We start from the raw sequence: 23,584 nt of genomic DNA, 5'->3' as shown, positions 1-23,584 counted from the left end.
CGACATCTCCCCCTCAAGGGGGGAGATTAGCGCCTACGCGTTGTCGCCCCAGTTCTCCCACAGCAGTGTGATCGTTCCCGTCACGGCCACCGTCCCATCGGCATCGATATCGGTGCCCGTGGCAAACGCCAGGTTCAGATAGAGATCCACCGGCGTCACCGTGCCGTCCAGCGTCGCGGCGGCAGCGACATCGGCAATCGAGGCGGTTGAGAGCGCGGTGCCCACACCGTCCAGCGTGCGGGCGGTGGAGGCCAGCACATTCACCATGGTGCCTACCAAGGTCGCACTCGAAGCCGCGCTCGAACCCAACGACCAGGTCAGCGCCGCATTGTCGTTGACGGTCGACGCACGCGGCGTCGGCACGGCGAACTGCAGCCTGGCCGTGCCGCCCTTGATGCGCACCTTGCCGTCGGCGAAGTCGAACAGTTTCTGGCTGGCATAGGCCAGCGCGTCAGCCACCGGCACCTGCATGCCGGCGAGGGTGAAGACGGTGCGGTACGAGCCGCCCTGCCCCGTGGTGACGGCCTTGAGGCCGAATTTGGGCGGGGCAAGTCCAGCCTCGCGAGCGGCGGCGCGCGACAGCGTCCGGGGAAGACCTCGGGTCATTGGTATCTCCATTCTTGGGGGGAATTTTCCGGAAAGGACGTTATTCAGAAAGCGTCGGATCAACGCTGGCGTATCGATTCAAACCGAGGCGCTATCGCCCTGTTCGCGCAAGGCGTTTCCGCTTTGGCCACCATCATCTTCAAGGCCTGAGAAACCATGTCGCATTTCGTGAGCGGGCGTGCCGCCGTTTGGCCGCAATGCGCCAGCAACTGGCAACCATTCGCTCCAATCCGCGTTTGGGGCTTCAAAGGAGTTCCAAGATGATCATCAGACAAGCCATTGCCGCCGTGCTCATGACTGCCGCTCTGGCAGGCTGCGCGACGCAGACCGAACAGCAGCAGAGGGCAACCAACGGCGCGCTCATCGGCGGCGGTGTCGGCGCACTTGCCGGCCAGGCGCTGGGCGGCAACACCAAGAGCACCGTGATCGGCGCCGCCGGCGGCGCCTTGCTCGGCGCCGTCATCGGCCAGGCCACCACGCCGCAGCGCCGCGGCGAACAGCTCTGCCGCTATCAGGATCGCTACGGCCGGATCTACACCGCGCCCTGCGACGACCGGTACTACAACGGCGATTATTGAGGACCGGCTCCCCCTTCTCCCCGTTCACGGGGAGAAGGTGCCCGAAGGGCGGATGAGGGGCAGCGCGATCCTCTGAGAGGCCGGCGCCTCACCTGCCTACCGGCGTCCTCAATCGTCCGAATTACCGTTTAAGCTCCGGCAAGATTTTTTCGTCGAGAAATTTGAGGCGGCCAGCCAGCATTTCGGCGTTAGCGGGATTTGCGTCTACATTGACCGGTATCAATTTCGCCACCGACTTTCCTTGTCGCGCTGCCTCAACCCAGTCCTCAAGGGCACCGATATAGCCATCAAGAGCCTCGAAAGGCGTCCTGGCGTCGTCTGCAGGGATATATGTCGGCGGTACGTCGCCAACGATCACCCAGATCCATCGGTTCACATCCGGTCGCGGCTCTATCTCGAACAGGAAAATATAGATTATTCCTTCGGCGCCATATCCGAAATATTCGCCTTTGATGGATAAGACCCAGGTGTAGAATTCCAGATACTGCCGTGCCTCGATCCGGGCGGCATCAAGATCGTCATCGGCGGTGCTGATGTCGGCCGGAGGCAGACGGATAACGCTGCTTAAGTCTGGTTGTGCACTGTTTTCCACTACGATCTTGTTGGTGGGTCGACTAAACGGTCACGCAGTTGCCTCCCTCAGCTCAAGGTGACATGCGCACTGGTGTGCCAGGTGGCAATCCTTTCACCTTGGCGATGATTTGGCCCATGATGTGCCAATAGACATCCAAGTCCGACAATTCGAAGTTCTCGATTGTGTCCTCACCTCCGAGAAACAGCGGTTTCTTATAACCCACGCATTGTTGGTAACTCGGTTGGGCGCCACCGCTCTCACGCCATGCTGCGTAGCCGTCAGGAACCAATGCGGCACCGTCGTCCTCCATGAGTTCGACGTCATGGAAAGTCCGAATATTGGACGGTATCTGCAATGCTTCCGCCGTATGCGGCTCGAACATCAGAACGCCTGGCTCGCCCTGCTCAAGCCTGCCGGTATCAACTGCAAAGGCCGAGCCCTGCCAATCATAGCCAAAGCAGGTTATCCGCCCTGTAAACTCAGGAAAGCCCAGCAGCACCCTTGCGTTCCATCGTGCGACATCCTGCGCCCGAACTATCCGATACAAGCCATGACGGAAGGTCGCGCCACCGAAACTCGCGAGCAATTCGTTTAGCCCGGGCACCTTCGCATCAAGGGAGAAGTTACCTGCATCCCCCGGCATCTTGCTATCCACCGGAAAGTTTTTTTGGAATGTCTCGAACACCGCGGTCTCCTATCGTTACTTTATTAATTCTGGTTCCACGAGGCAGATTCTTAATCAGGTGATTTATCTGGGAACCGAGACTAGTGTTAACACTGGCGTCCAGTAGGGCCATGTTGCCTATCGTGTCTGAGCCGCCAAGTTGCAAATCAACTCTGTGGTCGACATGGCTACCAGCGATGACCTTGTTACCTGCGGCTACAAACCTCCTGCGAGCCGACCCAAATAAACGCACAGAACGGCTAACGACGGTGTTCGCTTCAGTCAATATCTTGACCTTGAGATCTGCCGCAGCCCGCTGCGCGTCGTCCCACTCCGGCATATAGTTTAGATGCAGGTCGTGGCCAACAGACGCTTCATCGACGCCGCCTTTGCTACCTCCGTTCTCGGCCACCGAAGGCGCGGGCATGCCTTCGGGAACTGGGGGATTCGGAGCTTCCAAAGCCACAACAGGCTGAACCTCGGGCTGGCCTCCTGTGAGCTTTGCCACCACCCGCTGGCCAATCGCACCGAGCCCCTCGGCGAGAGCGTTGCCACCTGCACCGAAAAGGGCTCCAGCGCCCATCTCGCGCGCGATGTCCCGGCCGTTCAGTGCGGCATCGACGCCACCGAAGACTGCACCGTCGGCAGCAGTGCCAGCACTTCGGGCTAACAGGCCCGGCAGTCCCTCCAGAGCCCCAGCCCCGAGTTTTCCGGTGAAGGTAAGGCCGGCGCTTTGAAAGCCGTGGCCGGTGGCGAAGGCGCCGAGTAGTTTCGCGGCAACGCCAGCCGACCCGGCGCGATCCTCGGCGTCCTCGGTTTCCGCTTGTTCAGCTGCCAGCAGTTCGTTGTAGCTTTTGTCGGAAAAGAGCGAATTCATCCCGGCGGCGAACCTGTCGGCCTGCTCGAATGTCGCGCTGTTGGCAATAATTCTTACCTGATCGTTCGCGGCCGCAAATGGCTTTTGCCACCACGAGCCGGCGTTGAACCGCACCCGAGCGGGATGCTGGGCCATCTCGATCAAATCGGCCTCAAGAGCTTTTCCCTGGGCTTCCAACTCCGCCGGTGTGATTTTTGGGTTGTTCGCCGCGTTTTGGCTCAAACGAGCCAAGGCGGACTTGAAAACCTGTCCGGCTAAAACGAAGCGCGCCTCGGGGTCGCGCACCGCCTTGAGCTTCTCGCTCAGTTCGATGATGCGCTGCTGCAACGGCGCGCTTTCATCGACGTACATTCTGCCCAGGCCGTCCGCGATTTCCTCCGGAACGGCCAGGGCTTTGGTGAAACCCAGTTGCTGTTCAGCGGCCCTGGCCCAGGTGATGGCTACCTGAAATTTCTCGGGCGTTGAGACTTTGCTCCAGTCCGGCGCGTCGCCGCGAAACACTTTGCTGACATAGGCGACGGGATCGGCGTCGCGGGCGGCCATGATCAACTGGACGGCGCCGGCCTTGATCTCGTAGCGCTCACGCGCTTCCGGCGAGCCGTCGGGTCCAGGTTCGAAATCGCGAAGCTCTGCGTGGATGGCGTGGTTCGACGCCGCATGCATGTCGGAATATGCTTTGGCGATGCCGGCGGTAATCCGGAACTGCTCGAAACGGTTTGAGCCCTCGTCGGCCCCGTAAACGTTGAAGAAGTCCTGCGCCGTCGGCTCTTCCCACTCTGGATACTTACCTGTGGCGGCAATGACGGCCGGCGCGTTCTGCTCGGCAAGCATGACCCTCGCATTTGCACCAACTATCTGGGCTGCGGTCGCGGTGTTAGCCTGCCCCTTCAGTGCCGCAAGATCGCTGGGCTTCAGGTAGGTGATGGCGTCGAGGGCGGCCTTGCTGTTCGGCGAAGCGGTCTCGCCAAATACATGGGCGGCAGCGAGTTGTGAGCGCACTGTCTCGCCCATGCCGTCGCTTGCAACCGGCATTGCGCTCAGCATCTCGGCGGCGCGGCGCGGGTCCTGCGCGATCAGCGCTTGCATTCGAGCTTTCGCGGTACTGGCGCGCCAGGCGGCTTCGGCCTGCAGCCTTATCTGCGGGTCGAGATCCATCTTGGCGAGGAGACTAAGACCGGTCTGGCGGGCGGCATCGAAGGCGACGGTGTCGTCAGGGTCGCCCTGCGCGATTTTGTTGAGTTCGGCGGTATGTACCTCCGACACCTGGTCCTGTTCATATTGCCTGCGGCGCTGGAGTTGCTGCGTCGCCACCCGCAGCGACCCCGCCTCGCGCAGCGTCTCCTTGCGCGCAACCAAGCCGGAGTGCAGCTCGGGCGGCACCTGCTTCAAGAAACCCTTGAACAGGGTGTCGAACCGACCCGTCTGCAACACACGCCCCGTGTGTGGGTCAACCTGGCCATACATGCCTTCGTGCAGGCCGGCGCCGTCGGACGGCGCGCTGGCTACCGCATCGGCCTCGGCCTGGGCAATCTCGCCGTTCAGCCTGCGGGCCGCGATCTCGGTGTCGAAGGCCCGCTGCTGCGCCATGCGCCGCTCGTAATGCTCGGCAATCTCCTGCCAGTAGCTGTCGAGCTGCTGCGCCGCTCCGCTCACCGGCGAGGGATCGGCATCGCGCCGCCGTTTAGCCACGGAGGGTGGGATGATGTGGACCATTGGCTGTTCCCTGGCTTGGAGCAAAGGCGCGCTGCGCTGGCGGTCACGGCAGGGCCATGGCGCACGCGTTCGGTCGCCGGCGTTTGCGGGGTTTGTCGGATTGGCTTTTGCAGGAACCCTGGGGCAGCGCGCTGCCTAAGCAGGTCAATGAACCTCGCCGGGAGCGCGGCCAGCGACCGCGATTAGTCCTTCTCCCCGTTCACGGGGAGAAGGTGCCCGAAGGGCGGATGAGGGGCAGCGCGAACCTCTGAGATGCTGGAGCCGCCCCTCACCTGCCTGCCGGCATCCTCTCCCCGTAAACGGGGCGAGGGACGCAGCTTCTACGTCCGCTACCCCTCAGCCCGCGCCGCCTTCTCCAGCGCCGTGAGTTGCGCCTCGTCCAGCGTCAGAAACCCCATAATGTGCTGCACCACTTCGGCCCGCGCATTGCTGAGCGCGCTGTGCAGTTCGAAGCCGGTGGGCGTCCTGGTCCTGGCCATCCATTCGCCATAGGACGGGCGGCGGTAGTAGCCAACGGTTGCGGCGAGATCTGCGAGCACCATTTCGCCGTCTTCGCCGGAAAACACCCGGAGATAGGCCTTGGCCAGCGCGTCGCGCGCCTTGGCGGGACCGCCGACTTGTCCCGAACGAGCGAAGCGTTTGCCGCTCATGCGCGCTGCTCCGGCGCGGCCGTTCCGGCCGTTCCGGCCGTCGCCTGCGCGGCCGGAACGGCCGTCGCCTGCCCGCCGGCTTCACCAGTTGGCCCCTGCCCGCCGAGCAGCCCTTGCAGCCCGTCGAGCAGGCCGCTGTCGCGCGCCTGGACGGCTGCCGGCACGGCATCCTTGGCGACCTTGCCGGCGGAGGCGATCGCCGCCATGCCGGCCTGCGCCTGTTGGGCCTGGGCCCTTGCGCTGCGCATGCCATCGACCTCGTCCTTGCGGCGAAAGATGCGCTGCGGGCTGCGGCCGGCGCTTTGCACGATCTTCAGCGCTTCGTCGCCGTCGATATTGTCCATGATGCCGGGATCGAACTGCGCCATCTGCATGGCCGTCGTCACCACCTGGATGGTGTCGCGCGCTTCGGCCGAGCGCCTGAGCACATCGAGCGGGCCGGTGAAGGTCGGCCGCACCGCCTTGCCGGCGAGGCTATCCGGCGGCGCGAAGCGGCTGTCCTCGTCATAAAGGCCCTTGTCTTCCAGAATGCCGAGCTCGCGGTCGAGATTGCTGGCAAAGCCGGCCTGGATGATCGAGCCGGAGGGGCCGAGCAGCGCGCCCTTCTCCTCCTGCCGTATCAGCGCTTCGGTCGCCGTCATCTGCGGGTTCTGCACCAGCGTCTGGAACAAGTTGACGAACATCATGTCGCGGATTTCCTCCGCCCGGCTCGCGGCATAGTTGAAGGCGTAGGTCGGGTTCTGTCCGGTCGCGATCGGCTGGATCAGCGGCCGTCCATTGTCGTCGATCAGGCCCGGATAATTCTCGCCGGGATTGAGCACCGGGACATAGTCGAGCCTGGCCTTGGACGCGGTCGCCGGATCGGTGATCTGCTGCAGCGCGCGCAAGCCGGAGCGGCGCACGGCGTTTTCCTCGCGCACCGTCGTCAGCGCCTCTATGGTCGGCGAAATGCCATAGGGGTCGCCCTCGTAGCGGCGCCAGTTGAAGGTCGACACCGGGAAGGAACGAAAACCGCTTTCCCTGACGATCTCCTCCTCGTCCTCGATGACGTGATAGGAGGCGAAGGCGGTGTCGAGATACTGATAGTCGCCCGACAGCCGATACATCTTGCGCTCGTCGCGCGGCTGGATGCACTGGATCAGCGAAATCCTCGTCTCGCATTTGGCGGGGTCGTCGACCAGCATCTTGATCCGCGCCGGCAGTTTTTCATAACCCATCAGCTGCGCCGCCTGTCTTGCCGTGCGCTCATAGCGGCGGTGGAAAATGTCGACCTGGCCCCAGCGGTTGCGGGCGAGATAGCCTTCGACCACGGGGATCGAGGCATAGCGGATCAGCGTGCCGCCAAAGCCTTCCTCGGCATAGAGATAGGCAGGACCATAACGCACGACATTGCGCAGGCAGGCCTGCGTCGCCGGCACGAAGTTGGAGTTGGCGGAATAGCGCAGCGCAAACAGGAAATCGCGCAAGCCTTCCGCCCATTCCTTCTCCTCGTCGGTCTCCTCGTCGTTCATTTCTGCGGTGGTCAGCCCGTGCCATTTTTCCGACTGCGGGATGATCAGGCTTTCGAGCCCGGCGGCGAGGCGATTGGCGGCCGAGTTGATGGTGTTGGCATAGACGCGGGCACCGCGCCGCTCCTGCCGCTCGGCCTGCGAATCCGGTCCGCCGCTCCTGCGCCCGCTCCAGACATCGGGCGCATCGGGATCGCAAAATTCCGCCACCTGCTCCCACACCGCCTCGTACTGAGAGCGCTCGGTCTCGAGCTCGGATTGGCGGGACAGGATATCGCGGGCACGGGAATCGGTCATGAGGGGCTCGCTGGGTAGGATGTGAATGGACGGCGAAGCGGCGCTTCTCCCCACTTGAGGGGGGAGATGGCCGGCAGGCCAGAGGGGGTCGCCGCGCGTGGAGCGCTAGCGTCATCTGTCGGTGGCGGGAGGTCGCGTCCGGTCGCACCGACCCCCTCTGTCGCCTTCGGCGACATCTCCCCCTCGAGGGCATAGGCGCTAAGATAGGTATTGCCCTGCGGAATCGGGTGTGATTCTACACTGCGATGACACACGAATCGCTTGTTGATGACGGCTGGGCCGAGACGATTGAGCTTCTGGGCGGCGAAGAGTTGATCGCAGGAAGCGCCCGCGAGACAAAGGCGTTCCTGCGCCCGCGCGGCGTCAGGTCGGCGAGCGACCTGTTGCGCCTGACACTGGCTTACTGCCTTGGCAAGGTTGGCATGCGGGGCGTCGTGGCCTGGGCGGCGGCGAGCGGGATTGCCGACATTTCGGACGTGGCGTTGCTTGGCCGGCTGCGCAATGCAGGACCATGGCTGCAGCAGTTGATTGGGCACCTTTTGAAGCGCGAGGATGCAGGTTTGGCCAAAGGCCGACTGGTTCGCATCCTCGATGCGACAGCGGTTGCCAAGGCCGGTGCGTATGAGAAGAAGAACAATGGTCTTTGGCGCATGCACTGCGCCTTCGAGCTTGAGCGCGAGCAGTTCGACTTCATCGAGATCACCGACCAGAGCGAGGCCGAGCTGATCGACCGCGTGCCGGTGGTGGCGGGCGAGATCCGCATCGGTGACCGCGCCTATCTGCAGGCCGAGCGGATCGCCAAGGTGATGGCGCAAGGCGGCGATGTTGTTGTGCGCGCGTCGTGGAAAAACGCGCGATGGCTCGACGCCAACGGCAGGGCGTTCGATCTCATCGGCTACCTGGAGAGCTGCCGGGAGGAAGTCTGCGAAACGCCTGCCCGGCTGGCACTCAAGAAGGGCGAGCCTGTGAAGATGCGCCTGATCGCCTTGCGCAAATCCGAGGCCGCGGCACAAGAAGCGCGGCGCAAAATCAACAAGGAAGCCAGGGCCAAGGGCAACAAGGTTCAACCGCAGACGCTGATTGCGGCCGGCTTCGTCCTGCTTGTGACCTCGCTTGACCGGGAGGAGTTTCCCGCCGATACGGTCCTCAAGCTCTACCGCATGCGCTGGCGCATCGAGCTCGCCTTCAAGCGCCTGAAGAGCCTGATCGGGCTGCGCTCTCCTCCCGCCAAAGACCCAAGGATCGCAAGGCCTTGGATCCTTGCACACTTCCTCATCGCGCTTGTGACCGAACCCCTCTCGCAGGAGTTGGGTGTCTCTCCCCCTTGAGCGACGGGCGCCCGCTGCTGTGGCGCGCAACCCGCCAGATCGTCGCCTCTCTGATCGCGACCATCTTTACTCAACCTTCCTTGGCGGCCCTGCGCCAAAATCTCCATGCCTTGCGATATCGCTGGCGCGAACCACCACGAAAGCGCAAATTTCAGTCCATGCCAAAGCTATCTTAGCGCCTATGCCTCGAGGGGGGAGATCGGCAGCGTCAGCCGACTACGCGCTGCGCTTGATGCCCTCGAGCACCGGCGCAGTTTTCCGGCCAAAGCGCTGGACGACGAAGCGGCCCGCCTTCTGGCCGGGGACCTCGATCAAAGTATAGGTGATCCAGGACAGCAACGTCACCGTCGGCAGCACAACGGCAACGACGATGGCGAAGCGCAGCGGCGCCGACAATTGGTGGCCGAACTCACTGATGACGAACGCCGCGACGGGCTGCAGCACCAGCAGATGGATCAGGTAGATGCTGAAGGAAAGCTCGCCCATCAGGTGGAAGAACCGGTTGCTGAGCGTCACGGCGATCGCTCGCGCCAGCGTTCCCGCCCTTCCAGGCAGCATGCGGTAGAGAACCAGCGCAAAGAAGCCCGCCACCAGCGCTTCACGCACCAGAAGCTTGCCCAGCCCCTGGTCGCCGCCAAAGGGCAGCGCCGCCAGCAGCAGCGCCAGTGCCAAGTACAGGATAGATCGCGGCTGGCTCTGATGCACGACTCCGGCCAGCAGCATCCCGCACAGGAATATCTGTATCTTGAGCGGCAGAAAGGACGGCATCGGAAAATGGATCGACAACAGCCGCATCGCAAACACGATGACGCAGCCGGCCGCCGCGACCACAAGGGCGCTCCTCATCCAGTCCAGCCTGCGCACCAGCAGCATGACGGCCGGGAACACGGCATAGAACTGCATCTCCAGCCCCAGGCTCCAGTCAGGCAGCGGCGTGCGATAGGCGAGGTTCGGCACCAGCCCAAACAGGAACGTGAGATGAGCGACGATGTTTTTCAGGCTGCCGTCGAGGTAGCGTTCCGGCGCCTGGTGCGATCTGGAGAGGAAATCGTCGATGATGATCCTGCAATCGTAGAGATAGGGGCCAAGCGCCAGCGCCAGGAAAAGCATGACATAGAACAGCGGCGCGATCCTGAAATAGCGGCGCGTCCAGAATTTCAGCCAGGTTTCCGGTCTTTGCCAAGGCTCCTTTTCCTGGCGCAGCTGATAGTGGAACACCATCAGGAAGCCGGACAGCATGATGAACAGGTCGACGCCGAGATCCGGCTCGCCGACGATCGGAATTTGCCAGCCGGTCAAAAGCATGCAGTGCCCGACCAGCACCCAGATCGCCGCAAGCGCGCGAAGCCCGTCCAGGCATTCGATGCGCGACGACTTGATGATGCTGGTTTCGTAGCTAGCCATGTTGCACTGCAGCATGGCGCCTGAGGAGCGATTGTCAAGCCGCTGAGAGATGACGAATTGCTACGCCCTCCCCCTTGTGGGGAGGGTCGGCGAGTTCGCTTTGCAAAACAAAGCGAGGGAGACGGGGTGGGGGTGCAGCGCAGACCCCACCCCGCAGGCTGAACCGCACGTACCGTGCGGCTCAGCCTACGACCCTCCCCACAACGGGGAGGGTAAGATGCGTCACCTCCGCTTCACCAGCCTGGCATGCCGTCGCCAGTACCACCACGCCAGCACGCGCTTGCTGAAACTGCGTTTCATCGCGGTCATGGTCATACCCCCAGCAAAACGCGGCGCTGGCCGGTGAGGTCGCCGGGCGCGAGGTCGGTTTTCACCGTCGCCGCCGTGCCCTGGCGCTGTTCGAGTTCAGCCCGCAAGGCTGCCTCGCGCGCCTGCACGTCCTTGTCTTCAATGGTCGGGGTCGGTGGCAGCGGCTTCAGCGCCGGCGGCTTTTGAAAGAGACACATGGTTCCAGCCTTCTCTTGTCCAGTCGTGGAGGAAAAAATCTTCGCCGTTGCGGCCATAGCCCGGCAGCAGGCAGCGTTGCGTGGCGCCGAGCCGGCCGAGCCAGCGCAGCGCGAGATGATTGGCGGCGAGCGCCCGCGCCTCGACCCGCCAGGCGCCCCGCGCCGCAACCTTCGGCCCAAGCACCGCATGGAAGTGGCCGGTGATGCCAGGCACGCAGCGCTTCATGCGGCGCGTGCCCCAGCTCCAGGCGATCCACAGCCCGCCGCGCTGTTCGGCAGCGCCGAAGCCGGCCTCCGGATTGCCGTCTAGCTCGGCAACATAGGCAAAGCCCTGCAGCGCGGTGACCGCCAGCAGGGCCGGCGACCAATGGTCAAGCTGGCAGTCGATCTCGGCCCGGTCCTCGGCACGCAGATTGGCGGCGATGTAGGAGAGATCGCGCAGCGTGGCGGGGATGATGCGGAGGGTCATGGATGGACCTTCGTCAGTCGAGAAGCGAAGCCATCGTCAGTGAAGGAAGCGAGACGTCCCCCATCCTTCGTCATCCTATGGCGAAGCAAGGAGCGAAGCGACGCGGCGCAGACCCCTGGAGCTGCTCCGCAGCCCAAGGGATCCATGCCGTGACCTGCGAGCGGTGCAGCGGTGCAGAATTCTGAGGCGCCGCATTCTCTCGCAATCGTCGCGGCATCCGCACCGGCTATCGCGCAAACAAAAACCCGCCTGATGGCGGGTCACTGGCGCAAATCAGCACCATGGATAGAAGTATACCATTGCTGCCCTCACCCGTCAACGGATTTAAGAATAAAATCCTAATTATATACGTGACAAAAGTCACAGTTAGGAATATTTCCTATGTCGGACAGGCCGGCACTAACTGAAGAAGCGCTCTTCAAACGCCAACAGGATGCCCTTAACCAGATCACGCATCTGGTAGAGCGTGCTAACGACAGGCTCACTCTCAAATCCAGGGACTTGGCCAAACGTTATGTCGAAGGACGGATAGAAGCGTACCTTGGGTTTCGCGCCCGGCGTAGTGGTCAAGAATTCATAGCCTTCTTTGGTGAACTTGGGCGCTATGGAGAATTCGATCACTTCGTTGCCAGGCATTTCGTAGAGGCCCATGGGTTGTCCGGCCTGCCGGAGCAATTGGAGCGCCGTAGGTCTACGGGGCTGGAGGAGATGTTGTCCTTTGACCGAACCCAGCACCAGACCGAAACCGTAAAGGATTTCGATCCGCTTCACCTTAAATTTGGGGTGCGGTCGGACGTCGACGAGCCGGTCCCAATGTTTGTGACCAATGTCGATCTCGTGGATAGCCCACAACAGCGGGTTCCCTCGTTTGTATGGCTTGGTCGCCATCAAGAAGCGCCGCATGTCGACGGAAAGCTTTTTTATTCCTCTTTGCGGATGGCCTTTCGGTTCCTTAAGAGCCCGCAAGGTATCCGCCACCGGGAACCAAACGCCCTTGGGGGATCGGCCACCTTGGGAGATATAGGCCGAAAGCATCTTGTCGAGCGGTGTTCGAATATTGTGAACGGCATCCTCGATGATGCTATAGATTTCGGAGGGGATCGGTTGGTTGACCTGGATCTGCCAGATTTCCTCGTCTCTCTTCGGGTCAACGTGGGAGGAGATTTTGTACGGGTTTCCTTCGAAGAACGATTCGATCCTTTGGTTGAGATCGTGGATATGGGTTTCGGCCCGTTCGATCTGTGAATAGGCGCTAGCTAACGGTTTTAGTTTCATGCAAAAGCCCGAACACGATGCTCAAAACGATCTGTCGGAAGCCAAGCGAATCATGGAGCGCTTGGTAAAGTCGCCGCCGAAACCGCACGATAGCGACAAGCAGGACAAGAGTCAGGAAAAGAAAGAGAAGCCCGACGACTAGCCGGGCTTCTGGCGTTTCTTACGCCATCGAAAGAACGCTCGCGCCTTTTGCTTAGGCGTGATTGGCTTGGTTAGCACTTCGATAGGTCAGCCGCTTGCCTTCGATGCCTTCCATAATTTCGTCAACGCGCATCTTGTCAGTGAAGCCAAGTTTGGTGCGGCGATTGTAGCGGAAATCGAATTCGGCAAGGTAGCGGTGCAAGTGGGCTTCGCCGCAATGCTGATAGACGCCGACCATGCCGCGCTTGAAGACTGAGAACACGCCTTCGATGGTATTGGAGTGGATCGTCTCTTCGCCTTCGTAGCGCACGTATTCGCCAGCGGCGTGATTGGTCGTCTTGTGCGATGCATATTCCTCGCCAGTGCGCGTGTAGAGGCGCGACGAGTCGGTATAGAGCGTTGTGTCGCGAGACACGTTGCGGACCAGCACATCGCGGACGGTAGAGGCCGTGGCGTCGTTCAAGTGGAACATGCGAGCTTTGCCGCCGCGCTCGACCAGACCAACCACAATGCGCTTCTGTGCGCCGCCGCCCTTGCCCTTCTTGGTGAAGGGGCGGCCCTTGCGCTGTTCTGAAACGCGTGGCGTCTCACGCTTGCCGATATAGGTCTCGTCGGCTTCAACGGTCTTGCCTTCGCCGCCAAGCGGACCGGCAGACTTAACGTCTTCCTTCATGGCTTCACGAATGCGGTGAGCCATAAACCAAGCGGTCTTGTAGGTGACGCCAAGCATACGGTGCAGCTGATGCGCGGACATGCCCTTCTTGGATGCGCCAAGCAGATGCGTAGCTAGCCACCACTTGGACAGCTTGATCTTGGAGCGCTCGAACACGGTGCCGACAGTCACGGTGAACTGGCCTTTGCACTCGTTACAGTAGCGCAGGCCGGGACGGTGCGACTGCTTCTTGCCTTCGATCAGCGCAATCTTTTCAGGATTGGCATTGCCGCAATGGGGGCAATACGGACCGTGCGGCCAACGGATGGCTTCAAGAGCCTCGCGGGCCTTGTCCTCGTCGTGAAAGATTGGGTTCTGAAGGTCGGTCATTTGGGTAACTCCTTGGATTTGTTATCGTCCAAAGGGCTACTTTTGTCAAGTATATAATTAGGAATAAAATCCTACTGCCCGTCGACAGGAGGCATCGCCCTGGTGAATGCTCAGTCCTTGTTCGGTTTCGCCGCCATCCGGCTGTCGATCTCGCTCAACTTGGCTAGGATGCCTTCCTGCGCGCGCACCATCTGCTGCTGAACGCGGATGAGTTTGAATGTGAGCCAGATGCTCACCCAGAGCTGCGCCACCAGATAAACCAGCAATGGCAGGTAGGAAATAATGTATGCGAGAATGCTGGTTTCCGCTTCCATGATGATGCCTCAGTTTGCTGATGCCGAACGCATCGTAAGGTCATTCCGCAAAAACCGATGATTGGCGAGCCACGGTGAACAGTACAGAGGCTCTCGCCTCACTCGCCTCCCCCGCAGCCGGTTCCGATGCACGTCAAGCCATATTCTTTCATCAGCCGGCGGGTGACCAAATCCCTGATCCGCTCCTTCTGCGCATCACTCAGGCCCTCCGTGGGACACTCGTCGATAGCGTAGCCGGCAGCGACGTCCGGGTTACCCTGATCGCGTGCCTTGCTTAGAACGCAGGAGAATGCCTTCCATTCTTTCTTTGAAAGGGTGATTGCCGACGCGGGCACGGCGTAGACAAGGCCAAGGGAAAGGCTCGCGAGCAGGACTGAACGTGCCTTCCACAAACTCCCAGATTGCTCCCTCACTCGCCGTCCCCGCAGCCGGTTCCGATGCATTTCAAACCGCTCTCCCTCATCAAGCGGGCCAATAACCAGGTCCGGCGTCGGGCACTCATCTATGACAAAGTTTGCTGCCACCTCTGGATTACCCATAGTGCGCGCTTTTTTCAATCCTATCCCATATCCTTCCCAGCGATGTCAGCACTTGCTACAACCAAGATGGCGCTATAGCTTGCAACATACAATTTAAGAGAGCACCCTTGCGATCACTCATTCTCGCCCCAGTTGTCGCTCCAAGAGCCAACGTCATGAGAGCATTTGGCTTCGCCTTCGGCCTCCTGGCGCTGTCGGCGCTGCCTGCGGTAGCCAAAGAGCCAATCAAATGGACCGTTTCAGTAAGCGGCGGGAGCGAAATCGAGATCCCCGTCTTCTTCAAGGACGACGATGGTCGAGAGCTTTTGACGGACGGCGTAAGCCACGGCACAACGTTTTCCTCGAAAGAGTATGGAGTCTATCTTCGTCAATACAGAATATTTGACGAGCCGGACAAGCGTCCGTTCGAATACATTAAGGAAAAGACCTCAAGCGAGGGCAAGGCAACATATACAATTGACAAGCCATCGCTTGGTGTAATTTCCGGCACCACGCCGGATGGTACAAGGGTCTTCTACGGTATGTGCCAAAAGCGGATTATCGTCACTTGCTTTGACATTGCATATGACAAGAAGAAACAGGCGGTGCTTGATCCAATTGTTGAGCGCATTGCCAGGTCATTTCGCAAAAATGGGTAATCGGCGCACATACAGTTCGGTATGCAAATCTCAGAACCAATCACTTGTCGGGCTCGGATGGCCGCTTTGCTGCGATGGCGGGTAAGGCCACTAGGGTAGTTCCTTCAGATAAGGCTTTAACAGATCGGCGTAGTCCGAAGCTGTCGCATATACCCCATAAGTACCGTGCCGAAGTTCGGCAATCGCGCTATCTATATCCGTGGCATCGTTAGCTTTGGGCCAAGATTGTTTCATGACTGCAATGCGGTCGCGAATGGCGTCTTCAAGGGTGGCGTATTTGCGAAAAGGTAGTTTAACTTTCACACGTTGGCCATTTCTTTCCTCGTGGGTCCAAAGAAGTTGCGTAGCACCCTTCCATGAACTGTTGGCCTTGATGCCAAAATAGTTGAAACCGGGGACACTCCTGCCGTTGCCAGTTTCGTGCGCGGCTTGAGCGGCCATCAGGCGGGCTTGCGTGTCGGTTAGGCCAAGGCTCTTGCCAGCCTGATAGAAAACGTTGACGAATTTCTTGCGGCTGCCTTTGGCGGCGAGAATTTCCGCGCTAAAGTTGCCATTCCCTTTCTCGAACTGCTTGATACCCTCGTCAACACCAAAAGCAGCGATGAACGGCTCGGCGCCGGTCTTCGAGTTGAATGCCGTCCCCGGGTCGACGCCCGCGCTGATTGGACTTTCCGCGTCGGGCTCGCTCGCCGCTTGGTTACGGTTGCCAAAAACATCGGGCGCGCGATTGGCAAGCTGAACATCTATTGGCAGATCATCCTGAAACGGCTGCTTTATTCGTTCATCTGGCGTGAGTTGGGGGGCGCCACTGCTTTTCTCGGTCAACCCATCGGAACTAAACGGCTGCCCAAAGTACATCGGTCTTTCGAGCAAGCCGGCTTCGACGAATTGCCGCGACATCGCCAGCCTGACGTACGGATCGGCGGTTCCCGCAAGCAGATCACCCACTTTTGTCTTCATGTCTTGCGGGGCCAGGCCTCCAAGACCTTTCAGCACGGACCTTGGCACGGGCTGGACTTTCTCGATGCCGAGATACTGCTGGGCCGCGAGACTGAGTGCAATCGCCTCTTGGGCGGCCGCGGGGCTGTATTCGCCTTGACCAAGCAGCGCGCGCCAGGCCGCATTCACTTGCGGAAAGGCTTTGCTGGCCTGGCCGGCCGGATCGTTCCTTCTGGCCTCCAACGCTTGCTGAGCCGCGGCAGCGGTCACCTGATATCGCGACTGGCCATCAGGGGAATGTCCTACGTTAGCCGCCGCTTCGAGAAGCTGAGCCTTTATCTGCCGGTCCGGCATGGCACGCATGTCAAAAGCCTGCTTGCCTGCTTTTACCTCCTGGTCGAATTTCGCGAATTGCCGGCCGCCCTCCTTCGCTCCATAGACCGACACGAACGCTTCCGGCCCCGGCAAGACGCCGGCATAGTTGCCGTCGCTGGCAAAGGCCTTCGGCCCGTGTTGAGAAGCAAGAGAAATGTCGGCGCCGGCCCCGATCAGTTGGGATGCGTTGGCCGCATGCGCCTGCCGCAGAAGACCGTCGGTGGTCTCGGGTGAAAGGTCGGCAAGCAGGGCAGCGACGGGCCGATCCCCATCCAGCGCCCGCTCTATCTTTTCATAGAGCGGCGCAAGCGCGGCGGACTGGTCCTGAGCGCCGGGCAGTTCGCCGGTGTCATCGGTTTGCTCATCGGCGCCGTCAAGAATCATGCCTTTGCCGGTCTCCATTATTCCTGCCCTCCATTTTCCCCTGATGTCTGCTGAGCAGCCGGCGGCGCTTTGCCCCGTTGGCCGAGCGCGGCACTCAACATATCCAGCGCGCGCCTGGGGTCCTGCACGATCAGCGTTTCCATCCGCGCCTTTGCCGTGCTCTCTCGCCATGAGGCTTCGGCCCGCAGCCTGGCCTGCGGATCGAGATACATCTTGGAGATAAGATTGGAGATAAGATCGAGGCCGGTCCGGCGGGCTGCGTCGAAAGTGGGCTGGTCGTTCGGATCGCTTAGCTTGATCGTGTTGAGCCCGGCAGCCTGGACGCCGGCCAGTTGGTCTTGCTCGTACTGCCTGCGGCGATCAAGTTGCTGCTGTGCCATCCGTAGGGCGCCGGCCTCGCGCAGCGTTGTCTTACGGCTTGCAAGATCGGGACGAATCTCCGCCGGCGCCTGCTTCACAAAATTGTCGAACAGCGTATCGAAGCGGCCCGTCTGCAAAACCCGCCCGGTATGCGGATCGACCTGGCCGTACATTCCATCATGCAGGCCCGCCCCGTCCGCGGACGCATTGGCAACGGCGTCGGCTTCCGCTTTGGCAAGCTCGCCGTCCAGTGCGCGCGTAGCGATTTCCGTGTCGAAAGCATTCTGCTGCGCCAGGCGCTGCTCGTAACGGTCCGCGATTGCCTGCCAGTATTCGTCGAGCGGCTGCACAGCACCGCCCGCCTGCGCACCGGCCGGGTGCTGCTGCTCGTTGCCGGAGGCTTTCCTGCGCCGACCGACGGACAAAGGAATGATGTGAACCATTTGTTTTTCCTGCCTGGCTGGATTTGAAAAAAGGACGAGATCGCACGCACGATCTGGGGCAGCGGCTTCCAGATGCCTGGAGAAACCGGCCGGTATGCCGCCTCAAGGGCGGAGAATTGCCGAAATGCCGCTACCGAAACGCCTGCAGCGGATCGCTCTGCCCTACCGGCTTGCGGGCACTCTTGAACTCCGCCGGATCGACGACCGCTTCCCGCAGCATCATCAAGCCGTAGCGCGTCGCCGCCATCAAATCGTCGCGCAGCTTGACCACATGGCCGTCCTTGCGGTGGTAGAGGCGAAACTCCTCGAACCAGGGCAGCAAGGTCGAAAACACCTTGAAGCGGCCGGATTGCATGCGGTCGAGCATCTCCATCAGCCCGGCCTCGACCGAGACCGAGCCGTCGGCGAAGCGGGCGTGGCCCGACAGCATGTTCAGCCCATGCGCGGAATATTGTCTGGCAAGTGCGGTGCCCGCCCCTTCCAGCGTCTCGCGGCGGCCGTCGCGCGGCCAGGCCCAGGGCAGCCACTCGCCCCACGGCTTCAGGGCCAGTACCTGCATGGCCGGCGTCTGCTGCGAGGCCCTGGCTGCTTTGGTGACGTAAACGATATCAGCTTCCGTATCCCAGGCGAGTTCGACGGCGGCCGAGGGATGGTCCCATCCGAAATCGAGCGCGCCGATCCGCGGCCAGTAGCGCGGCAGCCGGAACGGCTCGCAGGCGATCAGCTCCTCGGCAATCGGAAAGATGCGGCCGGAGCCCAGCACCGGAACGCCGCGCGCCCGCGCCTCGCGCTCATGCTCGGGATAGGCGGCGACGATCGCGGCGCGCTCGTCAGGCGAATAGTGTTCGACGTCGTCTATGGTCATGAAGGTGACGTGACGGGTCATGCAAGCATGCTCCAATAGAGTGTGGCCATTGATACCACCGCTCATCAATGCGAAGCTGACCCAAGACTTGGGGGAACACATGATTCGGATTGCAATCGTTGTCGCCATTGCCGCCAGTGCATCGGCATGCACCAGCCAGGCGAATGTTCCTTACGATACGAGTAAAAAAATCTGCAGAACCCGTACCGATCCAGGAACAGGGTTCAAACGCGAGGTCTGCGTCCCCGACACTCCCAATCAATCCTGTATGCTCTATATATATCAGTATACCGGTCGAGAGAAAATATTGTGCGGCCCATTAACGCGCAAATCGCCAACCGCCGAGGGTCGTGCCAGGCAGCTTGCGGGCACCAAATATCCCTGATTCGACTTATCAACTGGGTTTGATGCGGATCACCTTTGGCGCCTGCGCATCCATGAACATGTAGCACCTGCCGAGCAGCGCCTTTTTGCCGAGCTCATCGAACACATTCTGCCCCAGCGGCGTGATCAGCACCTCGCCCGTAGCCAGCCCATCCTGGTGGCGGGCCTCGATCTCTTGCCAATGCGCATTCGCAACGTCGGAAAGCACGACATTGAAGGCTGGATGATTGTAGCTGACCAGCACGTTGCCATCATCCATGTCGGACGGCTTCATGTCCGGGTGATAGTTGTAAATCATGGCAAGCGTCTGGATGGCGGCCATGGCTGCCGCCTCATCGGACAGGCCGGCTTCCGTCAGCACGCAGGTGCCGTTTTCAAGGATGGCAAAGTCACGGCCTCTGTCGAAGTAATAGCCGAACCGTTCCTCGATGCGATCGATGGGTTGTGAAAACGAGGGTCGCCATTTGGGCACCTGGGGCTTTGATACCTCAGCACCACCCGCCGGCGACACGACAAGCGACGACAAACCGCCTGTCAATACCTGCCGCCTGTTCATGGACTTGGTTCCTCGACAACCTGGCCACCAGTCTAGTCGCGGTTCGCGATTCCGCAACGCGCCGAAACGGGAAAGCTTCGCTCTCATCTTTTCCTTTATCGCTTTATGCGGTAGGTCTTGCCGTGCATCGGCGACATCGATGCGTCTGGCTGGTGCATTCTGCGCGGCCTGTACTCTACGCGGGTGGGACAGCCACTCTTTGCCATGACAGATCTATTCGAGGCGATGCGCCTGTCCGCCGAGGACAGCGAGGTTGCTCATCTTTTTTTCAGCGAAGGCGGTAAGATCCTGCTGCCACTCGGCAAATCGACAAATGCCATGACAGGTCAGGAGATGCTGGAGCGGCTGCTGTCGTCCCCGCATGATGACGATGGCGCGCTTGCCAACGACCTTCTCGGCGAGCTCGGCAAGACGGTGCCGTTGGAAAGCCTTCGTCTCCTGCTGACCTCTGCCAATGCTGAGACGCGAGCGGCGGGTGCGTTTATTGCCACCTTTCAAAACCAGAACATAAGTTCGATGGTGGGTGAGCTGGCCGCGCTGCTTAGGGACAGCAACCCGCGCACGCGCTTCGATGCCGTGGAGTCTATCTTGCGATGCAGTACGCGGAACGATGGTCAGCATCTCGCGCACGCGTTGTTTGCCCTTGATGATTATCACCATGGTGTACGCATGGGAGCCGTCAAATTTGTGCGCTTTGCAAAAGACTGGCAGTTAAAGCTTGCGCGTCAGCACGCCGCGTTGCTCAGGCCGCAAACGCCGTTTTCGGCGATCGCCGATATCTCCGGGCAATGGCGAGATGATGCATCAGGCATGATCCGTGCGATGCTCGACCATTCAGAGCCGGTAGTGCGCCGTTACGGCCTGGGGCTGGCCAGCCGGGCGAGGTTGGTCGTTGTTGACGCGTTCGTCGAATGGGCGCAGGCGTCCGCCGATCCTGAAATCAGCAAACTGGCAACCGATTGCATCGAGCACAACCAGATATCGCACCACGCCGTATGGCAATCATCATTGCCGGCAATCGCCTGAGGCACCGCTGATCTCGGGGACGTGACATGACGTAGAGCCTGCCGAACTGATTCAAAGTAATGTCGTATGATGTTGTCCGCGCACGATATTTGCGCCGGGCGTGGCGGCTCTTACCTTCTCCCCTTGTGGGGTGAGAAGCGGTCCGCGTGGCGGACGAAAAGCCAATTGCTTGGCTTTTCGAGCTTCGAACGCCCTGAGCCTGCGAGGGGCCGGATGGTGGCCGATCCAACCTGCCGGGTCCCCGCTGCTCCGCAGCGTCCCGGCGTTCGCCGGCCTTTCGTCGTGCCACTGGCACGACGAATTCGCTTCGCGAACCAGCTGCTCACCCCACAAGGGGGGAAGGGAGAACCTCCTGCGCCGTTAAAAACCGCAACACCACGTCGCTCATGCCCAGCAGCGGCGTGAACGTCACGATGGTGATGCCGCCGGTGGCGTTGGTGCGGGTCAGGCCTTCGGAATAGATATCGAGCGGCGGCTCCTCGTCGAACCAGACGCCGTGCAGGGTTTCGCCCTGCCACTTTTCGCGGCCCTTCTCATAGCTCTTGAACGAAAGCACCGATTCATCGGCCTGCACGTCGCCGCCGCCGCCCCAGCGCACCACGATGCTGTCGAGCGCGCCCGGGGCGCCGCGGCCCATGGTCGTGTGCAGGATGGCGTTGGCCGGGATCATGCCGGTGCCCCATGCCGCCTGCTGCTGCGGCGGGCCGACCAGCACGCGCTGCGGGTTGTCGCGCGTGCCCTCGCCCGTCACGCCGGCAGCCCATAGCCTGACGGGGGTGTCGAAGGTCTTGCCCTGCCACCACGCGGGGTAGCGGCCGGTGAGATGCATGGCCCATTCGGCGCCGCCGGCCCTGGTCTTGCCGAGCTGGTTGCCGGCTATGAACAGACGTTCCCGGTTCTGCGCGCCGGCGGCGTGAAACTGCGCCTGCCTGGGATAAGGCCGGTAGGCGGCAAGCTGGTTAGTCCTGCGCCTGCGGTCCAGTTCCTGCAGCAGCGCCAGATAGTGGCGGCTCGCCTTCAGGCTGGTCGCCAAACGGCCCGAGGACGGCTTCGAGGCCGCGGATGCGGCGGCGGATCTCGTCATCGCTCAGGGCTTCCAGATTGTCAGATGAAACATGCAAATCCTTGGCCAGATCCTTGGGCAGCACCGATTGCACGATCTTCAGATACTGGTCGGGCTTGTCGGCCCGGACCGCGGCAATGACGCCGGCTCCATGGGCGCGGAAGTCGGCGCGCACCGCGTCGAGGAAATCATCGCCAAGCGTCTTCTTCGTCCGCTTCGGCTTGGCAGCGGCGGCGGCAGGCGCCTTGCGGTCAGGGCGCGCACGCGGCGCCGTCCGGTCAGCCATGATCCGAGATCCCGGCGGGCTCGGCAGTCGCTGCCTGCTTCGCCGGCCGCTTGATCTTGCCGGACTTGATCTTGCCGGACTTGCGCCGTGCCGATTTTGGCCCTGACCGTTTTGGGGCGGCCTTGCGGGCTGCATCAGCGGCCGGCGCGTGGCGCTTTCCGGCAGACGCGGCTTTCAGGCTTGCCCTGGCGATCGCCCTTGCGTCGTGCGCGCCGCGCGGAAAGCCGAAGCCGCCGATGGCATCGACGGGACCACCGCGAACCATGCCGATCAGCACGCCCGGCACGACCGGCTCCATACGGCCGATGCGCGCCTGCGGGGCAGCGCCCTCGAACACGCCAATGGCGCTGACGACCTCGCGGCCGTCATCGTCGGTGATGATGGTGGCATAGCGGTTGGACAAGGGAGGCCTCGCGGATAAGGCAGAATGAACCGAGGATAGCGTTCCTTCACGCCCCCCTCTGTCCTGCCGGACATCTCCCCCTCAAGGGGGGAGATTGGCAGCTCCAGGGTCGCGACCAATTTGCAGCGCCGACGATTGGCGAAAGCAAGGCGGCAGTCCGATCTCCCCCTTTGAGGGGGAGATGGCCGGCAGGCCAGAGGGGGGTGCTGCCCGCCGACATCCGATATCCGCACGTTGTGGGCATCAGGAAAACAAAACCCGCCTCGTGGGCGGGTCGGTGGACAAATCATAGCAAAGCTGCCCTCACCCGTCAATGCAAAAAAGGAAATAATTCCTACTTCGGTCAAAGCCGCGTCTTGGCGCGGCCGCGCATTGCGCAAGGGCAGCATCGATGGGATGCTGCGTCTCGTCGGAGAGCGCAATGAGCAATGTGACCAGTCACTATGGCAGCGGCGGCATCGTCGAGCGCATCCTGTCGGCTGTGCCGGACGCCAGGGCCGGCAGCCTCGCGGCCGAACAACTCTATCCGTTCGACCAGCTTCATGGCCGCGAGCTGATCGCCACGCAGGACCATGCCGCGCGTCTTGCGCCCTCCGCCGGCGATCGGGTTCTGGACATCGGCAGCGGCATTGGCGGCCCAGCCCGGTTCCTTGCCGAGACCTATGGATGCAGCGTCGACGGCGTCGACCTGACGCAAGCGTTCGTCGAGGCATCCCGCCGATTGACCGAGTTCTGCGGCCTCAGTGACAAAGTGCGTTTCCATGAGGCCGATGCGACAAGGCTGCCTTTTGCAGACGACACATTCGACGCGGCAATCTGCTTCTATGTCGGCATGAATATCGCTGACAAGGCGGCGGTCATCGGGCAAGCGTGGCGCGTGCTGAAGCCGAAAGCCAGGCTTGTCTGGACCGAGGCGGTGCTGGCGGACGGCGAGCCTTACTATCCCTTGCCTTGGGCGGTGTCGTCGGCGGCCAGCCATCTTGTCGACGGCGAGACCCTGAAGGGTCTGTTTGCTTCAGCCGGATTCCGGGTCGACGATGTCATCGACGAAACCGGCGATCATGTCGAGCTGGCGTTGAAACGGGCAAATTCCGGCATCGTGCCCTCGCCCGCCCAGCAGCAGGCCAATGAGATCGTGCTCGGCGCCGAGTTCGTGCGTCGGCGAAAAAACTACATAAGCAGCCTGAGCGAGGGAAAACTCGCCTCACTGGCCGTTATTGTTTCCAAGCCGGCATGAAACAAAAACCCGCCTCGCGGCGGGTTGCTGGCGCAAATCAGCACCATGAAAAAATTATAGCATAGCTGCCCTCACCGGTCAAGATATGTCAGGAAATAATTCCTACATCGACATCGATCGGAGACTCGGCGATGCTAGCG

At 61.4% G+C, this 23,584-nt stretch carries 26 protein-coding genes; 6 read left to right on the top strand and 20 right to left on the bottom strand.

Going from position 1 to position 23,584, the window contains the following annotated elements; genetic code table 11:
• Positions 1-33: 33 nt before the first annotated feature.
• The gene (locus ACYG97_RS04530) at positions 34-606 is read right to left on the bottom strand and encodes a hypothetical protein (protein WP_023734789.1); all 573 of its coding nucleotides are present in this window, start codon (positions 604-606) and stop codon (positions 34-36) included.
• 260 nt (positions 607-866) lie between these two features.
• On the opposite strand from ACYG97_RS04530, the gene ACYG97_RS04525 reads away from it, so the two are divergent.
• Complete coding sequence (locus ACYG97_RS04525) at positions 867-1,184, top strand: YMGG-like glycine zipper-containing protein (protein WP_023695029.1); 318 nt, start codon at positions 867-869, stop codon at positions 1,182-1,184.
• Positions 1,185-1,305: 121 nt separating this feature from the next.
• Here ACYG97_RS04525 and ACYG97_RS04520 read toward each other — a convergent pair whose 3' ends face one another.
• The 5 genes from ACYG97_RS04520 to ACYG97_RS04500 form a co-directional block, all read right to left on the bottom strand.
• Positions 1,306-1,776 (bottom strand): hypothetical protein, encoded by a 471-nt coding sequence (locus ACYG97_RS04520; RefSeq protein ID WP_023734787.1) that lies wholly within the window; start codon positions 1,774-1,776, stop codon positions 1,306-1,308.
• Between the two features lie 52 nt (positions 1,777-1,828).
• Positions 1,829-2,443, bottom strand: coding sequence for a T6SS immunity protein Tdi1 domain-containing protein (locus tag ACYG97_RS04515; protein WP_460221558.1), 615 nt, complete (start codon positions 2,441-2,443; stop codon positions 1,829-1,831).
• Positions 2,406-5,012: a hypothetical protein gene (locus ACYG97_RS04510; protein ID WP_023734784.1), complete on the bottom strand. Its 2,607-nt coding sequence runs from the start codon at positions 5,010-5,012 to the stop codon at positions 2,406-2,408. Before ACYG97_RS04510 ends, ACYG97_RS04515 begins: the two co-directional genes overlap by 38 nt.
• Positions 5,013-5,341: 329 nt before the next feature.
• On the bottom strand, positions 5,342-5,662 hold the full coding sequence (locus ACYG97_RS04505) for a Bbp19 family protein (RefSeq protein ID WP_023734783.1): 321 nt from the start codon (positions 5,660-5,662) through the stop codon (positions 5,342-5,344).
• Positions 5,659-7,467, bottom strand: a complete 1,809-nt coding sequence (locus ACYG97_RS04500) for a portal protein (RefSeq protein WP_023734782.1) — start codon at positions 7,465-7,467, stop codon at positions 5,659-5,661. Before ACYG97_RS04500 ends, ACYG97_RS04505 begins: the two co-directional genes overlap by 4 nt.
• Before the next feature lie 245 nt (positions 7,468-7,712).
• Here ACYG97_RS04500 and ACYG97_RS04495 point away from each other — a divergent pair, with 245 nt between their 5' ends.
• Entirely contained in the window at positions 7,713-8,795 is a 1,083-nt protein-coding gene (locus tag ACYG97_RS04495; protein WP_460221557.1) for a transposase, read from the top strand.
• Positions 8,796-9,011: 216 nt separating this feature from the next.
• On the opposite strand, the gene ACYG97_RS04490 is transcribed toward ACYG97_RS04495, so the two are convergent.
• The 4 genes from ACYG97_RS04490 to ACYG97_RS04475 all read right to left on the bottom strand — a co-directional run bounded on the left by ACYG97_RS04490 (position 9,012) and on the right by ACYG97_RS04475 (position 12,449).
• Positions 9,012-10,199, bottom strand: coding sequence for an acyltransferase family protein (locus ACYG97_RS04490; RefSeq protein ID WP_031262525.1), 1,188 nt, complete (start codon positions 10,197-10,199; stop codon positions 9,012-9,014).
• A 311-nt stretch (positions 10,200-10,510) separates the two neighbouring features.
• Positions 10,511-10,705, bottom strand: a complete 195-nt coding sequence (locus ACYG97_RS04485) for a hypothetical protein (protein WP_155924219.1) — start codon at positions 10,703-10,705, stop codon at positions 10,511-10,513.
• Complete coding sequence (locus ACYG97_RS04480) at positions 10,647-11,174, bottom strand: hypothetical protein (protein WP_023734743.1); 528 nt, start codon at positions 11,172-11,174, stop codon at positions 10,647-10,649. Before ACYG97_RS04480 ends, ACYG97_RS04485 begins: the two co-directional genes overlap by 59 nt.
• Before the next feature lie 399 nt (positions 11,175-11,573).
• Positions 11,574-12,449 carry a hypothetical protein gene (locus ACYG97_RS04475; RefSeq protein ID WP_023734742.1) on the bottom strand — a complete coding sequence of 292 codons (876 nt, stop codon included), beginning with the start codon at positions 12,447-12,449 and terminating at the stop codon, positions 11,574-11,576.
• Here ACYG97_RS04475 and ACYG97_RS04470 point away from each other — a divergent pair.
• Entirely contained in the window at positions 12,448-12,591 is a 144-nt protein-coding gene (locus tag ACYG97_RS04470) for a hypothetical protein (RefSeq protein ID WP_023734741.1), read from the top strand. The genes ACYG97_RS04475 and ACYG97_RS04470 overlap by 2 nt on opposite strands.
• Before the next feature lie 51 nt (positions 12,592-12,642).
• Here ACYG97_RS04470 and ACYG97_RS04465 read toward each other — a convergent pair whose 3' ends face one another.
• The 3 genes from ACYG97_RS04465 to ACYG97_RS04455 all read right to left on the bottom strand — a co-directional run bounded on the left by ACYG97_RS04465 (position 12,643) and on the right by ACYG97_RS04455 (position 14,503).
• Positions 12,643-13,632, bottom strand: coding sequence for an IS1595 family transposase (locus ACYG97_RS04465; RefSeq protein WP_023734740.1), 990 nt, complete (start codon positions 13,630-13,632; stop codon positions 12,643-12,645).
• Positions 13,633-13,742: 110 nt separating this feature from the next.
• A complete protein-coding gene (locus ACYG97_RS04460) occupies positions 13,743-13,946 on the bottom strand; it encodes a hypothetical protein (RefSeq protein ID WP_023734739.1) in 204 nt (67 codons plus the stop codon).
• Positions 13,947-14,044: 98 nt separating this feature from the next.
• Positions 14,045-14,503, bottom strand: coding sequence for a hypothetical protein (locus ACYG97_RS04455; protein WP_156937245.1), 459 nt, complete (start codon positions 14,501-14,503; stop codon positions 14,045-14,047).
• 137 nt (positions 14,504-14,640) lie between these two features.
• On the opposite strand from ACYG97_RS04455, the gene ACYG97_RS04450 reads away from it, so the two are divergent.
• Positions 14,641-15,123, top strand: coding sequence for a hypothetical protein (locus ACYG97_RS04450; protein ID WP_023734737.1), 483 nt, complete (start codon positions 14,641-14,643; stop codon positions 15,121-15,123).
• A gap of 90 nt (positions 15,124-15,213) precedes the next feature.
• Here the strand turns inward: ACYG97_RS04450 and ACYG97_RS04445 are convergent, their stop codons facing one another.
• The 4 genes from ACYG97_RS04445 to ACYG97_RS04430 all read right to left on the bottom strand — a co-directional run bounded on the left by ACYG97_RS04445 (position 15,214) and on the right by ACYG97_RS04430 (position 19,516).
• Positions 15,214-16,839, bottom strand: a complete 1,626-nt coding sequence (locus ACYG97_RS04445; protein ID WP_023734736.1) for a glycoside hydrolase family 73 protein — start codon at positions 16,837-16,839, stop codon at positions 15,214-15,216.
• Positions 16,839-17,624, bottom strand: a complete 786-nt coding sequence (locus ACYG97_RS04440) for a hypothetical protein (protein ID WP_023734735.1) — start codon at positions 17,622-17,624, stop codon at positions 16,839-16,841. Before ACYG97_RS04440 ends, ACYG97_RS04445 begins: the two co-directional genes overlap by 1 nt.
• 130 nt (positions 17,625-17,754) lie before the next feature.
• Positions 17,755-18,510, bottom strand: coding sequence for a phage terminase large subunit family protein (locus ACYG97_RS04435; protein ID WP_023734734.1), 756 nt, complete (start codon positions 18,508-18,510; stop codon positions 17,755-17,757).
• Between the two features lie 373 nt (positions 18,511-18,883).
• A complete protein-coding gene (locus tag ACYG97_RS04430) occupies positions 18,884-19,516 on the bottom strand; it encodes a hypothetical protein (RefSeq protein WP_156937244.1) in 633 nt (210 codons plus the stop codon).
• Positions 19,517-19,633: 117 nt separating this feature from the next.
• Between ACYG97_RS04430 and ACYG97_RS04425 the strand changes: the two genes are divergently transcribed.
• Positions 19,634-20,455, top strand: coding sequence for a HEAT repeat domain-containing protein (locus ACYG97_RS04425; protein ID WP_023734732.1), 822 nt, complete (start codon positions 19,634-19,636; stop codon positions 20,453-20,455).
• A gap of 322 nt (positions 20,456-20,777) precedes the next feature.
• On the opposite strand, the gene ACYG97_RS04420 is transcribed toward ACYG97_RS04425, so the two are convergent.
• From ACYG97_RS04420 to ACYG97_RS04410, 3 genes are read right to left on the bottom strand one after another with little or no spacing between them, the layout of a single operon-like run.
• On the bottom strand, positions 20,778-21,488 hold the full coding sequence (locus tag ACYG97_RS04420; RefSeq protein ID WP_023734731.1) for a terminase large subunit domain-containing protein: 711 nt from the start codon (positions 21,486-21,488) through the stop codon (positions 20,778-20,780).
• Positions 21,415-21,804, bottom strand: a complete 390-nt coding sequence (locus ACYG97_RS04415) for a hypothetical protein (protein WP_023734730.1) — start codon at positions 21,802-21,804, stop codon at positions 21,415-21,417. Before ACYG97_RS04415 ends, ACYG97_RS04420 begins: the two co-directional genes overlap by 74 nt.
• On the bottom strand, positions 21,797-22,207 hold the full coding sequence (locus tag ACYG97_RS04410) for a hypothetical protein (protein ID WP_023734729.1): 411 nt from the start codon (positions 22,205-22,207) through the stop codon (positions 21,797-21,799). Before ACYG97_RS04410 ends, ACYG97_RS04415 begins: the two co-directional genes overlap by 8 nt.
• 421 nt (positions 22,208-22,628) lie before the next feature.
• Here ACYG97_RS04410 and ACYG97_RS04405 point away from each other — a divergent pair, with 421 nt between their 5' ends.
• Complete coding sequence (locus tag ACYG97_RS04405; protein ID WP_023734728.1) at positions 22,629-23,444, top strand: class I SAM-dependent methyltransferase; 816 nt, start codon at positions 22,629-22,631, stop codon at positions 23,442-23,444.
• Positions 23,445-23,584: the final 140 nt, after the last annotated feature.

Source organism: Mesorhizobium sp. W067 (genome assembly GCF_054719525.1).
This window is presented reverse-complemented; position numbering and strand designations above follow the sequence as displayed.